This window comes from Paraburkholderia nodosa, from assembly GCF_001718195.1.
GTDB lineage: Bacteria > Pseudomonadota > Gammaproteobacteria > Burkholderiales > Burkholderiaceae > Paraburkholderia > Paraburkholderia nodosa_A.
The window spans coordinates 33703-47962 of the sequence record NZ_MCNV01000038.1 but is presented as its reverse complement, the minus strand read 5'-3'; the positions used below and the strand labels follow the sequence as shown (position 1 = coordinate 47962).

Sequence of the window (14260 nt, the reverse complement as noted above, 5' to 3'; positions counted from 1 at the left end):
TATTGAGGGGGAATCAGCTCAAGCGTCGTTGGCCCTGACGGAGGACGGGTGGCGACACAACGGCGTGACCGTTATCTTCATGTACGGGAAAAGCGGCAAGGCGGTGAGAATGTCGTGCAGCTCTGCATTACTCTCTACGTCGAAGATGCTGTAGTTCGCGTACTCGCCCACCAGTCGCCAGATATGGCGCCACTTGCCGCTGCGCTGCAGTTCCTGCGAGTACTCTTTTTCGCGCGCCTTGATTTCGTTGGCGACATTGGCCGGCATGTCGGCCGGGATGTTCACATCCATGCGTACGTGGAATAGCATCGTCTTGTCCGTTTATCAGGTGTCCGGATTACTTCGTGGCTTTCATGAGGCCGTCGCGGGTGAAGCGCTTGACCTTCGCTTCGTCCAGTTCGATGCCCAGGCCCGGACCGTTCGGCACGGTCAGCTCGAAGTTGCTGTAGTCCAGCGGGGTCGTCAGAATTTCTTCGGTGATCAGCAAGGGGCCGAACAGTTCGGTGCCCCACTGCAGGTTGGCGAAGCTCGCGAACAGATGCGCCGACGCCACCGTGCTGAATGCGCCTTCGAGCATCGTGCCGCCGTAAAGTTCGATACCCGCGGCGTCCGCAATCGTGGCCACGCGCTGCGCCGCGAACAGTCCGCCGCTTTGTTCGATCTTGATCGCGAACACATCGGCGCCCTCGTTCTTCGCGATCTCGAACGCGCTTTCCGGTCCCTGCAGGATTTCGTCGGCCATCAACGCCACCGGGAATCGGCGCATGAGGCGCGCAAGCGCCGCGGGCGAAGCCACCGGCTGCTCGACCAGCTCGCAGCCGGCTTGCGCCAGCGCGGGAATCGCCCAGGCCGCCTGCGTCTCGCTCCAGGCCATGTTGACGTCCACGCGCACGGCGGCACGATCGCCCACCGCCTTCTTGATGTCGGCCACGTGCTTGATGTCGGTATTGAGGTCCTTCGCGCCGATCTTCAGCTTGAAGATCTTGTGGCGGCGCACTTCGAGCATGGTCTCAGCTTCGGCGATGTCCTTGGCGGTATCGCCCGAAGCGAGCGTCCATGCCACCGGCAGGCGTTCGCGGCGGCGGCCGCCCAGCAGTTCGCTCACCGGCACGGAGAGACGCTTGCCCTGCGCGTCGAGCAGCGCCGTTTCCAGCGCGCACTTGGCGAAGTGATTGACCTTCACGAGCTTGCCCAGATGCGCCATGAGCGCCTGGATTCGCGTGGCGTCCTGGCCGATCATCGCCGGGGCGAGGTAGGCGTCGATCGCGAGCTTCATCGCTTCCGGACTTTCGGGGCCGTAGGCCATGCCGGCAATCGTCGTACCTTCACCGATGCCGGTTACGCCATCGCTGCAATACACCTTCACCAGCATCAGGGTTTGCCCGTACATCGTGGCGACGGACAGCTTGTGAGGGCGAATCGTCGGCAGATCGACGAGGCGGGTTTCGATACGTTCGATCGTGGTGGAAGTCATCTCGAAGGCTGCGTAAGTGAAGAAGGTATGGTGGATTTATACACGCCGCGCCTGAGCCTGATCCAATACTATTTGCGTCCAATTCCATACCTTTATAATATGGAAACCCCGCAATCGCCCATTAGCAGGCCAATATTGCGGCGCATCATATTTTCAGAGTATTGATAATTTGATGGCTTCATTTGGGAAGGAACCATGGATCTCCGCCAGCTTCGTTACTTCGTTGCCGTCGTGCGCGAGCGCAATTTCACGCGCGCCGCGGAACAGCTTTGCATCGCTCAACCGCCACTGAGCCGGCAGATTCAGTTGCTCGAACAAGAGATCGGCGTGCCCCTTCTGATTCGCAATACGCGACCGGTGCGCACGACCGATGCGGGGCGGCTCGTCTACGAGCAGGCCATGCAGATTCTTGGGCGCGTCGAACAACTGCAGGCGACGGCCAAACACGTGGGACTGCATCACCGCACCGTGCTGTCGATCGGCTTCGTCGCCTCCGTTCTGTATTCGGGACTGCCGCCGTTGATGCGCAAGCTGCGCCAGAATGCGCCGGAACTCGACATCCAGATGGTCGAACTGATGTCGGTGCAACAGATCGAGGCGTTGAAGGAAGGCCGTATCGACATCGGCTTCGGACGCGTGCGCCACAGCGACCCCAACGTGGCCGGCATCGTCCTGCGCGAAGAGCCGCTGGCGGTGGTGGTGCCGATCGGCAGCGAGATGGCGCAGGAATCCACACCCATCCCCATCGAGCAACTGGCCGGGCAGAAACTGATTGTTTATCCCAAGGAGCCGCGCCCCAGCTTTGCCGATCAGGTATTGAACGTGTTGCACGGCGACGGCGTGCAACCGGGTGAAGTGCTGGAAGTGCGGGAAATCCAGACGGCGCTGGGGCTCGTCGCGGCCGAGTTCGGCGTATGTGTGATCCCCGCATCAGCGCGGCAGTTGCGGCAGGACGTGCACTACCGGCTGATAGACAGCGACCACGCGACCTCGCCAATCATCCTGAATCACCGCGTGAACGACAATTCAGTCTACGTCGATCTCGTGAAGCAACTGGTCAAGGAAATGTACGCCGAGCCTCAAACGTGGCTGCCTTCGAAGAAGCAAAAGTCGTGAAGCGATGTGCCGTCTAAGCCTGTTCGTTCAGGAATTCGCGTACGGCGACGCACACCGTCACTGCGCAGCCAGTCGCTCCGCCGAAAAACGCAAGCCGTCGAAGAGTCGCTCGGCTACCCGCTCGGGAAAGCCTTCGGGTAGTGCCGCCGCGACTTCCTCTATCGCAGCGGGCGTACGCGCCAGCACGCGCTCGATCAGCGGGCCCGCATCCGGCCCGTAGTGGCACAGCCGCGCGGTGGCGTCGAAATGCGTGCGCTTCACGTCGCGCATGCGATAGTGGCGCGCCTTGCCCCACACCGCCATGGCGAGCGACGCCTTGTGCCACGACCATTGATTGCCGCCGTCGCCCTCGACGGGCCAGATCGACATGACGTCATAGAGCGGCGCGAGCTGAAAGCGCCCTGCCGGCAGCAGGCGGATGCTGAAATTTTTCGCGTGGCCGTCCGGCGCCGCAAGCATCCAGAAGACGATTTGCGCAGTGAGAAACGTTTCGAGGTCTTCCCGTGCCTGCAGCGACTGGCGCAGGAGACCCGCAATTTCACGCACGCCGGGGCCGCCATGCGCTTCGTACTTGCGATGCGGCGGCACGCCGAGCGCCTGGCAGAAGTCCTCCTGCGGCAGGCGCAGCAAGCCACCGGCGCGCGAGCGCGTACGATCGAAGCGCTCCACGCTGAGCACCTTCTGCGCGCCAAAGTGGAGTATCTGCGCCTGCGAAGCAGGCAACCCATAGGCCCTCAGCAATGCCAGGCAAAGCCATTCGTTTTCGACCGAGGTATTGAAGTCCACCTTGCGATGGCCGATCAGCCCGAGTGGCAGCTTGAGAATATGCGTGGTGGGCGTGGCGCCGCGCGGCAGCAGCCATTTGCCGCGGTGGCGCAGGAGCGCGGTCTTCTCCTGCGCGCCCGCTAGCGAAATGCGCAGATCGTCAGTCTCGTGCGCGCCACCGGGCAGCGCGCCGGCCGTTTTGAGCAGCAGGCGCTCGATGACGGCATCGCTCAGCGCGGTGCCTTCGATGCGGTCGACGCGCCCCGGCGTTTCGTCCTCGCCCAGCAGTTGCACCGCGCCCACGCAATCGCGCCCGATGGCCTTGAGCAGGTCGAAGGCCTCGAGCGTATCGGTGCGAAAGCGCGTGGCGATGCGGCGGCGGATGGGCTCGCTGTCGGGCAGGAGATTGTCGAAATAGTGCTGCACGCGCTCACCGCGCAACGGCAGGTCGCCGATGCCGAACGGCAGCGAGAGCGAAAGCGGCCGGCCCACGGCCGAGCGCTTCCAGGCGTCGTCATAACGCAGCTCGGTGTCGCCGGCGGACGTCATGACCCACGTGCCCACACGCTCGCCGTTGGCCCAGATCGATAGCGCGCGCGAATGCGATTTGCGGCCCATGCTCACCACTCCGGCGCGCCGGCCGCCGCCTCGCGCGATTGCACGCAGAATTCCAGCCCGTAGAGCGCGAAAAGCGCGAGCATCTGCTCGAGCGAGAGGCTGGCGGCGCCCGTGGTTTCGAGCGCGGAAAGACGCGGCTGGCCGATGCCGAGATGCGCCGCGGCCTGCGCCTGGGTCATGCCGCGCGCCTTGCGGGCCGATTGCAGAATCTCGCCAAGCCCGGCTGGCGTCTGGACGATGATCTTCATGGCATATTCCTGTGAGGCATAAACCGATTATATGCCTGTGGGGAATATTTCGCCAATATCATTCACACGAATAAAACGGACATATCGCTCCCACGAATAATCGTCCGGCAAGGCTCCTCACGCGCGAGCGGCCTGCTGCGCCCGCTCATGCGCACGCACGTCGAACGCGCCGCCCGTCAGAGCCTGGTCACGCAGCGTCACCGGTTTCTTGCCCGGTAGCAGCGGGAACACCAGTTCGGCGAAGCGAATCGCCTCTTCGAGGTGAGGATAGCCGGAGAGCACGAAACTGTCCGCGCCGGCATCCACGTATTCCTTGAGGCGCGCCGCCACGGTTTGCGGATCGCCCACGAGCGCCGTGCCCGCGCCGCCGCGCACGAGGCCCACGCCGGCCCACAGGTTCGGGCTGATCTCGAGCTTGTCCCGGCTGCCGCCGTGCAGTTCGGCCATGCGGCGCTGGCCCACCGAATCCATGCTCGCGTAGTTTTCCTGGGCGCGGCGGATATCGTCGTCGTCGAGCTTGCTGATGAGGCGCTCAGCAGCGGCCCACGCTTCGTCGTTGGTCTCGCGCACGATCACGTGCAGGCGCACGCCTAGCTTGAGCGTGCGTCCATGGCGTGCCGCCCGCGCGCGGATATCGGCGAACTTCTGCGCGACGGCTTCGGGCGGCTCGCCCCACGTGAGATAGGCGTCCACGTGCTTTGCCGCCAGTTCGTGCGCCGCCGGCGAGGAGCCGCCGAAATACAGCGGCGGATGCGGCGTCTGGACCGGTGCGTGAAAGTTCTGCGCGCCCTGCACGCGCAAATGCTTGCCCTCGAAGTTCACCGTCTCGCCGCGCAGCAGGTCGCGCCAGATCGTCAGGAATTCGTCGGCGGCTTCATAGCGCTCGTCGTGCGCGAGGAACACGCCGTCGGCCGCGAGTTCGGTGGCGTCGCCGCCCGGCACGACGTTGAGCAGCAAACGGCCGTTCAACGCCTGGTCGAGCGTGGCCGCCTGGCGCGCCGAAGCGGTGGGACCGCCGAGCGACGTGCGCAGCGCGACGAGCAGCTTGATGCGCTGCGTGACGGGCGCGAGGCTCGCCGCCGTCACCCACGGGTCGAGGCAGCTGCTGCCGGTGGGAATGAGGAGGCCGTCGTAGCCGAGCTCTTCGGCGGTCACGGCGATCTGGCGCATATACGCGTTGGTCGGCGCGCGGCCGAAATCGGATTTGCCGAGGTAGCGGGTGTCGCCGGAAGTCGGCAAGAACCAGAAGATATCGAGGCTCATCAGTGATCCTGCTGCGGGTAAATGAAGGCGCGGGTGAAGACTGGAAGCACGATGGCGCGCGGCGCAATCGCGTGACTATCGCCGCCCGTGCGTCGAACTGTGTCGCGCCCTCATTGAAACAGCCTGCAGCGTTTTCCCCTACCAGTTAATCTGCAATTGCATATGATGTATTCGGCTAAACGTCCGCATTTCCAACCCCTTTCGCGAGGAACCCAGCCATGGACACACGGACCGTCAAAATTCCCGGCCCCGATCATCCGATCACGGTCGAACCGGCGCGCACACACGTGGTGGTGACAGCAGGCGGCCGCGTGATCGCCGACACGCGCCGCGCGCTCACGCTGCGCGAGGCGAGCTATCCGGCCGTGTTCTACATACCGCGCGAGGACGCCGACATGTCGCTGCTCTCACGCACGGAACACAAGAGCTGGTGCCCGTACAAGGGCGAGGCTTCGTACTACTCGATCACGCCAGGCGGCGAGCGAGCCATAAACGCAATATGGACTTATGAAACGCCGCATGAAGCGGTGTCGGCAATCAAGGACCATCTTGCGTTCTACCCGGATCGTGTCGATTCGATCGAGACGTCCGACTGAGCGCCCTGCGCCGCCTTTCGATGCGTAACGTATCGCCAGGCGACGCGACATCTGCATCGTCGATGCCCACTCGGGCCCCAAGATGTGCCAGGATTCGGTAATTCGTGCGGCGCAGCCCGCCGCACCCCGCTCCCTTACATCCAACCGACATGCAACAAGGCACCCCGGCCACCGCGGCCAGTTTTGCCAACATGGGCGTCGATCTGCTCGACTTCTTCGACGTAACGCCCACTTCGCTGTGGCTCGAAGACTATAGCCAGCTGCGAGCGCTGTTCGACAGCTGGCGCGCACAAGGCGTGACCAGCCTGCGCCAGTTCCTCGAAGACGATCCGCGCCGCGTGGCCGAATGCTCAGCCTGCATTCGCGTGCTCAAGGTCAACCGCCATACGCTCGATCTTTACGGTGCGCGCGACTATGAAGAACTTGCCGCGCATCTTCCGCAGGTGCTGCGCGACGACATGTTCCAGGCACACGTCGGAGAGCTCGAGCAGATGTGGGCCGGGCACAGCACGTTCGAGAGCAAGAGCGTGAACTACACGCTGCGCGGCCGGCGCATGGACATCCTGTTGCGCGGCGTGATTCTGCCGGGCCACGAAGCCGACTGGAGCCGCGTGCTCGTGGCGATCGAAGATGTCTCGGCGCTCGAAGAAGCGCGCCATCGGGCGACGGTGAGCGAGCAATACGCGCTCGGCGTTTTCGAACACTCGCCGGTATCGCTGTGGGTCGAAAACTTCTCTGCCATTCGCGAGCTGCTCAACGAGGTCCGTGAGCAGGGCATCGTCGACTTTCGTACCTTTACCGACGTGCACCCCGAATTTGTCGAGCGCTGCATGAGCGAAATCCAGGTGCTCGACGTCAATCACTACACGCTGGGCATGTTTCGCGCACCGGACAAAGCCACGCTGCTCGCGCGCCTGCCCGAGGTGTTCCGCGACGAAATGCGCCCGCACTTTCGCGAGCAGCTGCTCGATCTCTGGGAAGGCCGCCTCTTTCAGCAGCGAGAGGTGGTGAACTACGCGCTCGACGGCAGCGAGGTCAACGTACACCTGCAGTTTTCCGTGTTCCCAGGCCACGAAGCGCAGTGGGACCTCGTGCTGCTCGCGCTCACCGACATCACGGCGCGCAAGAAAGCCGAGGCCTACCTCGAATTCCTCGGCAAGCACGACGTGCTCACGAAGCTCAAGAACCGCTCGTTCTATGTGGACGAACTCAACCGACTGCATCGCAAGGGGCCGTTCCCGGTGAGCGCGATCGTCGTCGATATGGACAATCTGAAGACGGTAAACGACCAGCTCGGCCACGCGGCCGGCGACGCGTTGCTGCGCCGCGCCGGTGAAGTGCTCGCGAAAGCGATCCAGAAGCCCTGGCAGGCTGCGCGCATTGGCGGCGACGAATTCGCCGTACTGATGCCTGGCGCCGATCTGCGCGATGCGGAAACCGTGGTGGACAGCATCAACAAACTGGTGGAGTTGAACAACCAGTTCTACGGCGGACCGAAGCTGAGCTTTTCAATGGGCTTTGCCAGCTGCGAGGAAGGCGAAAGCGTGGAAGCGATGCTGCGTGAAGCAGACGCGGCGATGTACGAGGCCAAGCGCCGCCGCAACGAAACGAGCCGCACGTCGCTGGAAACCGACGCGGCGCGTGATGCCTGAAGCCCGAGGCGCGCGAAAAGCTTCGGATACCGTAAGAAAAGCGGGGAAGAAAAAGCGGCCGGCATGTGAGCTTGCCGGCTTGCCGAAGGCCTTGCGCCCTCGTTTCACACACTCAGGCTAGCGGCGCGACGCCACCGGCCTGAGTGCGGGCTACCGTGCTGGCGTGATGCTGCGCCGCGCGCCAGCAAGCGAGCCAGCCGCGCGCGTCCGCCATGACGGCGACCTGGCATCACGACGCGTTGACGGCGTCCTTGAATGCCTTGCCAGCGGTGAACTTCACCGTCTTGGCGGCGGCAATCTGGATCTCCGCGCCCGTGGCAGGGTTGCGGCCCACGCGGGCGGCACGCTGGCCAGTCGAGAACGAGCCGAAGCCGACGAGTTGCACGGAGTCACCCGAGGTGACCGCACGCGTGACGACGTCAAGGATCGCGTCGATAGCTGCGCCCGTCGCTGCCTTGGTCTCGCCCGTGCTAGCGGCGACTGCGTCAATGAGTTCCTGTTTGTTCATCTGCTACCTGTGTTGAGTTGAGAAAACCTGCATACCCTACCTCACGCGGGCAAAACAGGCAAATCGCGTTGCATATGGAAACGCGCCGATCGCCCGCCCGGCACGTGTTTTGCCTCCCACGCGCATGACGGCGAAAGCCGAATCAATAGCACAACACGGCGTCAGTGTGTAGACAAAAACACGTTAAAAATTGGCAAAAATGCGCAAAAACGACATTGCGGCGGTTTAAAACGGGTTTATACAGGAATGGTTCGTGCAGATGGCCGCTGACGCATAGCGAAAACCGGGAGTATTTCCGGTTGTGACCGAGCCAGAAAAAAAATGCGCCGCCAGCCTGCTGTCACCCTCCTGGAAGCATCACTCGGGCGGCGTCTGGCGAGCCAGGCGGACTGGGGTCGACCGGGGCGAATGCATCAGCCGTCCTCCAGAATGCGGATCGCGGCGGCCCGAATCGCATCCTGTCTTTCAGTTGCGCAACGTAAGGCAGCGTGAACGCCTTTCGACTTTGGTGGCGTCTGCACCAAAGGAAATCTCGCTATCCATGGCTGTATTGATCAGTGATGCTGATTACCTATAGACTCGCCGCCTTCGATCGCGACAGCCGGGCTCAGGTGAAAACCCAAAGGACGCGCGCGGGCACATCGGCGAGATTGGCGTAGCGAAAGCGGCAACGCGCCGGCAACTGGAAGCTGTCGTTGGCCCGCAGCGTCACGGGTTCTTCGCTGTCCTCCACCCAGATCGTCAGCTCGCCGTCGAGCACGAAGCCGCCCTGCTCGTCGCTGTCGTCCACGGGGCGCTCGCCACTCGTCGCGCCGGGATCGAGCCGGCTCTCCAGCATCGAAAAACCCGACGACATGCTGGGCGAAACGAGCACGTCCGTGATGCCGCCGCCATAGTAGAGCGTGCGCCGCTCGCCTGGCCGCGTGACCCACGGCAGCTCGCGCGGCATGCTCACGCTATAGAAGTACGTGGTGGGCGTCTGCAGCGCCTCGCCGATGGACGTGAGATCCGCCACCGTGGGCCGCGAAAGCCCCCGCTCGACCTGCGAAAGAAAGCCCACCGAGCGGCCGATCTTTTGTGCGAGTTCGGCGAGCGTCACCTTCTTGTGCTTGCGCAGATCGCGAATGAGGATCGCGAGGCCTTCGATTTCGTCCTGCTGGTCCATGCGGTTCTCTCTGTCACACGACGTCGCGCAGGCGATACCACAGCTTGCCGAGCGCCTCGAGCGGCGCGGCGAAGCGCTCGCCGCCCGGAAAGCGCGGATTATGAATGCGCTCATAGAGCGAGAGCAAGTGCGGTTCGCCGAGGATGGCGTCGGCAACGGCGCGCGCCGCCGCGAGCGTAGGCAGAATGCCGTGCCCGGAAAAGCCCTGCAGCCAGTACCGATCGCGTTCGCGACCGACGTCGGGCGTGCGGCGGATGCTGATGTCGATATGGCCGCCCCACGCGTACTCGAATTCGATCCCGCGCAGCTGCGGAAACGCGCGCTCGAGACTCGGGCGGATCGCGGCGCCGATGTCCTTCGGGATGCCGCCAAGATATGTGCATGCGCCGCCAAAGAGCAGGCGATCGTCCGGGCTCAGGCGAAAGTAGTCAGGCACGAACTGATTGTCGATCACGCAACTGTTGCGCGGCAAAAGCGAGCGGGCAAGCGCAGGGTCGAGCCTGCACGTGGCGATCTGCCAGGTGCCCACAGGCAGCACGCGGCTTGCCAGATCGCTATCGAGCCGGTCGATGTAGGCGTTGCAGGCGAGCACCAGCGTGCCGGCGCGCACCGTGCCTTCCCGCGTGCTCGCCACGCAGCCGCCCGGCGTTTCGCGATACGCGAGCACCCGGCTTTGCTCGAAGATGGCGCCGCCCGCGCGCTCAATGGCGTCGGCGAGGCCGAGCGCCAGCTTGAGCGGATCGAGATGCCCCGCCTCGGGATCGTAGAGCGCCGCGCGATAACGGCGACTGCCGATCCACTCCGGCATCTCCGGCTCGCCAATGAGTCGCAGGCGTTCGTAGCCCCACTTGTGCGCGGCCTCGTCGCGCGCGGCTTCGAGCATGGCGACACGCGAGCGCCGCACCGCCGCCCACAGGCTGCCTGGCCGGTAGTCGATGTCGAAGCCGTGCCGCCCGGGCAATTCGCGCACTTCGGCGGCGGCCCAGCGCATGCTGTCCCACAGCTCGCGCGCCCCCGCCAGACCCAGCGCCTGCTCGAACGGCGGCATATCGCACGACCAGCCGAGCAGCGCTTGCCCGCCATTGCGGCCAGAGGCGGCCCAAGCCACGCGGCTCGCCTCGACGACCGCCACGCGGCGCCCGGCCAGCGCAAGCCGCAACGCCGTGTGCAAGCCGCTGAAGCCTGCCCCTACGACCAGCACGTCGGCGTGGTAATCGCCCGCCAGTGCGGGGCGCTCGGGCAGCGCGCCGCTCTGGGCGAAGCGACGTGCGTAATAGCTTTCAATATGACGGGTCGATTCGGCGAACATGGCACGTCTGTGAAATTTTTCATGTTAAATTTCATGAAAAACTAACACGAAAATTTCACACACGCAAATCGACGTATTCCCGGTGGCGACGCTCCCCGGAACCGGCGTACCCGAGATCAACATTTGTGCCCATCGGCTAAAGGCCCGGCTCACGGCGCGCGAGGAACGCATTGGCGCCCCATTGCAACGCACCGCACAGCAGCAGATACACGAACCCGACGAACAGGAAGATTTGCGCCGGGTACACCAGCAGACGGTTATTGAGCTGATTGGCGAGGAAGGTGAATTCGGGCACGCCGACGATATAGGCGAGCGACGTATCCTTGATCAACGACACCCACTGATTGACGAACGACGGCATCATCACCCGCACGGCTTGCGGCAGGATGACTTCGCGCAATGCCTGCCAGCGCGTCAAGCCAAGCGAAAGCGCTGCCTGCCGCTGCCCCGCGCCGATCGACGTGATGCCCGCATAAACCGAATGCGACAGATACGCGCCGCCGATCAGCGCGAGCGCGCACACGACCGTCGCAAGACCAGGAACGTCGACGTGCAGCAGGATCGGCATCAGGAAGAAGGTCCAGAAGATCAGCATCAACACGGGTATCGCGCGAAAGAATGCGACCACGGCGGTCAGCACGAGACGGACGACGCCGCGCGTCATGGCGAGCGCAACGCCGAGCGCGAATCCGGTCAGCGCTGCGAGCAGAGCCGACACCACCGAGAGCGCGATCGTCAGCGCAACGCCTCCCAGCGGTCCCGCCGGAAACGCGCCGATCATCAAATAGCGCAAAGCCGGTAACCACGCGAACTCGTTCACGCACGGCCTCGCTGCAAACCGTGCAGGCCGGCACGCTGCCAGAGCACCAGCGCGACTTCGATAACTGCGATGGCGAGCACATAGAATACGGTCGCTGTGCCGAATGCCTGAAAGGTCCTGAAGCTTTCGGTATCGACCTGCCGCGACATGTATGACAGCTCGCCCACCCCTATCGCCATCGTCAGCGACGAATTTTTGATCACGTTCATGTATTGGCCAGCGAGCGGCGGCGTGGCAATGCGCAACGCCTGTGGCAGGATCACGTAGCGCAGGATCGCGTAGCGGCGCATGCCAAGCGCCGCAGCCGCCTGCCACTGTGCGCGGTTCACGCCGCGCATGCCGGCCAGAAACTCTTCGCCGATGAACGCCGTGGTGTAGCAGGTCAATCCAACCCAGCCGGCGAACAGTTCGAAACTCGGCCAGCGCAGCGTAAGCGGCCCAAACGTCGCCAGGTGCGGCGTGTTAAGCCAGCTCATCCAGCCGGACGGCAGCACGGCCGCGACACCGAAATACCAGAACAGCAATTGAACGAGCAGAGGAGAATTGCGGAAGACGAACACGTAGAGCGCCGCCGCGCGCGCAATCGCGCGAGTGCGGGCCGTGCGCGCAACCGCGAGCAGAAAGCCCAGCGGCGTCGCGCACGACGCCGTGCAGGCAGAGAGCATCAGCGTGACGAAGAAACCTTGTTCGAGCCACGCGAGATACTTCGGGTCAAGCCAGTTATGCATGAATCAGGCGCCGCGCTCAGCTGTTCTTTTGCGGGTCGCCGATCTTGAAGAGACGGGGCAGCGGCGCCGCACTCTTCGGGCCGAACCACTTGTCGTAAATCTGCGCGGCCTCGCCGTCGCTCTCCAGGTGAGTCAGCGTGCTGTTCACCGCATCGAGCAGACGCGTCTCGCCTTTGGGTACGCCAACGCCTTCGTAGTCGTTCGAGATCGTGAACGGGGAAATCTCATAGCCCGCCTTGTCCGGCGCGCGTGCCAGCAGCGCGACGAGCTTCGGGCCGTCCTGCGTGATGGCTTGCACGTTGCCCGTACGCAGTGCGGCAAAAGCGAAAGGTGTGTCATCGTACGCGACGATGGTTGCACCCGGGAATTTCGCCCGCACCTGCTGTTCGTTGGTCGTGCCTTTATCCGCGCCGATACGCAGACTGTTGAGCTGTTCCGAAGACTTCAGCACGCCCTTCTTCGCAATGAACTGGGTGCCCGAAGCGAAGTATGGCGTGCTGAAATCGACTTCCTTCCTGCGATCGTCGGTAATCGTAAAGTTGGCGAATACCAGATCGACCTTTCCCGACTTCAGAAACGCAATGCGATTGGCGGGATTGGTGGGCTGAACTTCGAGCTTCACACCCAGGTTTTTTGCGACGGCGCGCGCATAGTCCACGTCGAGCCCAACGATCTGATTGTCTTTCGGATCGACGAAACCGAACGGCGGATTGCTGTCGAATGCAGCGACGCGCAACACGCCCGCCCGCTTGATGTCGTCCAGACGATCCGCATGCGCGGAAGTCGATGCCACGACCAGAAGTGCCGTCAACAGTGCGCCTGGCACCGCGCCCCAGATGCTGCTTTTCATTATCGGTTTTCCTTCTTTTCTCGTTGAGGTACGCAGCCTATCCGCATGACGGGTGCGAACGAACCAAGTTTTTTTCAGATCGAAAGCGCTGCTGGCGATATGGCCAACGGCACGCTGCAACTGTCGCTTATGCCTCGCTATAAGCGCCGAGATACAGCGATCCGATGGCCATACCCGCACCACCTGCCGCAAGTAATGTTGACGCATGCTTCCTTGCATGCGGCCTCGCACTGCAACTCTTGCCGGGAAAATCCATTCGATGCGGTAATGTCGACTATCGCCAATGCCGCCGACATGCATTTATTTCGCGCGCGAAAATTGAATGCGAATAGGTTCCCAGGTTCTTACAACTTAATGGGGTTATCACCCTTGACCTGGGTACATCGGCTGCTTAGCATCAACGTGGGACTTTGCATTGAGCTTTTTCATCGGCGGGTCGATGAGTCAGTTTCGGTCCTCAGCAAGGCTCGCTGCAAATCCCGGTTTGTCTGCATTTGGGGGACTTTTATGTCTTACCGCCGCTGGACGTCTCCTGCCGAGACCGCAGAATGGATCATCCTCGTCGGCGCGGCTTTCGCAGTGCTGGGCGGGTGGATACCCTGGATGGGCCACGCGCCTTATTACTTCGTCGCCGGCGTTGCACTGATCGGCGCTGGCATCCTCATGCTATGGAACCGCTCGGCGGGACTGTGGTGGTATTTCGGCATGTTCGTCGCCGCCCTGGGCTGGTCGATCTTCAAGGTTGGGCTGGATGGCTGGAGCCTGCTGCCGCGACTCTTCGTGCTCGCCCTGATCGGCATCGGGATAAGCCTCGTCATTATCACCGGCAGTTCGGCAGTCGGCCGGCCGCTACGCGTGGCGGCAATCATCACGGCTGTCTTCTACCTCGTCGCAATCGCCAGCATGCTCTGGTCCGCCATCGCCTGACCGGGACCGAGCGACTACCCGCAATCAAATCTTGCGGGCTCGGTAGTCGCCCGCGTTCGTCGTCGGTCGGATCTCCACCTGGTTGATCATTCAACCGACTAATCGAGCGGCAACTCATGCCGAAGGCCAGGCGAATTCATGCGATGGTGCGGTGCGTTTTACCGCACTTCCACATTCCTCTTACCGCGATTGCACCACGCATTAGTCGTCCGCCGCCAATT

The 14260-nt window shown here is 63.1% G+C and carries 15 protein-coding genes; 4 read left to right on the top strand and 11 right to left on the bottom strand.

What is annotated here, in order from left to right; all coding sequences use genetic code 11:
• Window positions 1–18 precede the first annotated feature (18 nt).
• Together catC and BFD71_RS35570 are read right to left on the bottom strand one after the other, a co-directional pair.
• The gene (gene catC, locus BFD71_RS35575) at window positions 19–309 is read right to left on the bottom strand and encodes a muconolactone Delta-isomerase (RefSeq protein ID WP_069268896.1); all 291 of its coding nucleotides are present in this window, start codon (window positions 307–309) and stop codon (window positions 19–21) included.
• Window positions 310–337: 28 nt separating this feature from the next.
• Window positions 338–1474: a muconate/chloromuconate family cycloisomerase gene (locus BFD71_RS35570; RefSeq protein ID WP_069268895.1), complete on the bottom strand. Its 1137-nt coding sequence runs from the start codon at window positions 1472–1474 to the stop codon at window positions 338–340.
• A 195-nt stretch (window positions 1475–1669) separates the two neighbouring features.
• On the opposite strand from BFD71_RS35570, the gene BFD71_RS35565 reads away from it, so the two are divergent.
• A complete protein-coding gene (locus BFD71_RS35565) occupies window positions 1670–2590 on the top strand; it encodes a LysR family transcriptional regulator (RefSeq protein ID WP_069268894.1) in 921 nt (306 codons plus the stop codon).
• Window positions 2591–2647: 57 nt separating this feature from the next.
• Here the strand turns inward: BFD71_RS35565 and BFD71_RS35560 are convergent, their stop codons facing one another.
• From BFD71_RS35560 to ssuD, 3 genes are all read right to left on the bottom strand, one after another.
• Window positions 2648–3973 (bottom strand): type II toxin-antitoxin system HipA family toxin, encoded by a 1326-nt coding sequence (locus tag BFD71_RS35560; RefSeq protein ID WP_069268893.1) that lies wholly within the window; start codon window positions 3971–3973, stop codon window positions 2648–2650.
• Window positions 3974–3975: 2 nt separating this feature from the next.
• The gene (locus tag BFD71_RS35555) at window positions 3976–4221 is read right to left on the bottom strand and encodes a helix-turn-helix domain-containing protein (RefSeq protein ID WP_069268892.1); all 246 of its coding nucleotides are present in this window, start codon (window positions 4219–4221) and stop codon (window positions 3976–3978) included.
• Window positions 4222–4338: 117 nt separating this feature from the next.
• Entirely contained in the window at window positions 4339–5484 is a 1146-nt protein-coding gene (gene ssuD, locus BFD71_RS35550; protein ID WP_069268891.1) for an FMNH2-dependent alkanesulfonate monooxygenase, read from the bottom strand.
• Between the two features lie 218 nt (window positions 5485–5702).
• On the opposite strand from ssuD, the gene BFD71_RS35545 reads away from it, so the two are divergent.
• Window positions 5703–6080, top strand: coding sequence for a DUF427 domain-containing protein (locus BFD71_RS35545; protein ID WP_069268890.1), 378 nt, complete (start codon window positions 5703–5705; stop codon window positions 6078–6080).
• A gap of 149 nt (window positions 6081–6229) precedes the next feature.
• The gene (locus BFD71_RS35540; RefSeq protein WP_069268889.1) at window positions 6230–7732 is read left to right on the top strand and encodes a sensor domain-containing diguanylate cyclase; all 1503 of its coding nucleotides are present in this window, start codon (window positions 6230–6232) and stop codon (window positions 7730–7732) included.
• 229 nt (window positions 7733–7961) lie between these two features.
• On the opposite strand, the gene BFD71_RS35535 is transcribed toward BFD71_RS35540, so the two are convergent.
• The 6 genes from BFD71_RS35535 to BFD71_RS35510 all read right to left on the bottom strand — a co-directional run bounded on the left by BFD71_RS35535 (window position 7962) and on the right by BFD71_RS35510 (window position 13112).
• Window positions 7962–8240, bottom strand: coding sequence for an HU family DNA-binding protein (locus BFD71_RS35535; protein WP_028207645.1), 279 nt, complete (start codon window positions 8238–8240; stop codon window positions 7962–7964).
• 607 nt (window positions 8241–8847) lie between these two features.
• Window positions 8848–9405, bottom strand: a complete 558-nt coding sequence (locus tag BFD71_RS35530) for a helix-turn-helix domain-containing protein (RefSeq protein WP_069268888.1) — start codon at window positions 9403–9405, stop codon at window positions 8848–8850.
• A gap of 13 nt (window positions 9406–9418) precedes the next feature.
• Entirely contained in the window at window positions 9419–10714 is a 1296-nt protein-coding gene (locus BFD71_RS35525) for an NAD(P)/FAD-dependent oxidoreductase (protein WP_069268887.1), read from the bottom strand.
• Window positions 10715–10850: 136 nt separating this feature from the next.
• The gene (locus tag BFD71_RS35520; RefSeq protein ID WP_370684339.1) at window positions 10851–11495 is read right to left on the bottom strand and encodes an amino acid ABC transporter permease; all 645 of its coding nucleotides are present in this window, start codon (window positions 11493–11495) and stop codon (window positions 10851–10853) included.
• A 35-nt stretch (window positions 11496–11530) separates the two neighbouring features.
• Complete coding sequence (locus tag BFD71_RS35515) at window positions 11531–12262, bottom strand: amino acid ABC transporter permease (protein WP_069268885.1); 732 nt, start codon at window positions 12260–12262, stop codon at window positions 11531–11533.
• A gap of 16 nt (window positions 12263–12278) precedes the next feature.
• Window positions 12279–13112 carry an ABC transporter substrate-binding protein gene (locus BFD71_RS35510; protein ID WP_069268884.1) on the bottom strand — a complete coding sequence of 278 codons (834 nt, stop codon included), beginning with the start codon at window positions 13110–13112 and terminating at the stop codon, window positions 12279–12281.
• A gap of 45 nt (window positions 13113–13157) precedes the next feature.
• Here BFD71_RS35510 and BFD71_RS41000 point away from each other — a divergent pair, with 45 nt between their 5' ends.
• Entirely contained in the window at window positions 13158–14039 is an 882-nt protein-coding gene (locus tag BFD71_RS41000) for a hypothetical protein (RefSeq protein WP_141710908.1), read from the top strand.
• The last annotated feature ends 221 nt before the right edge of the window (window positions 14040–14260 follow it).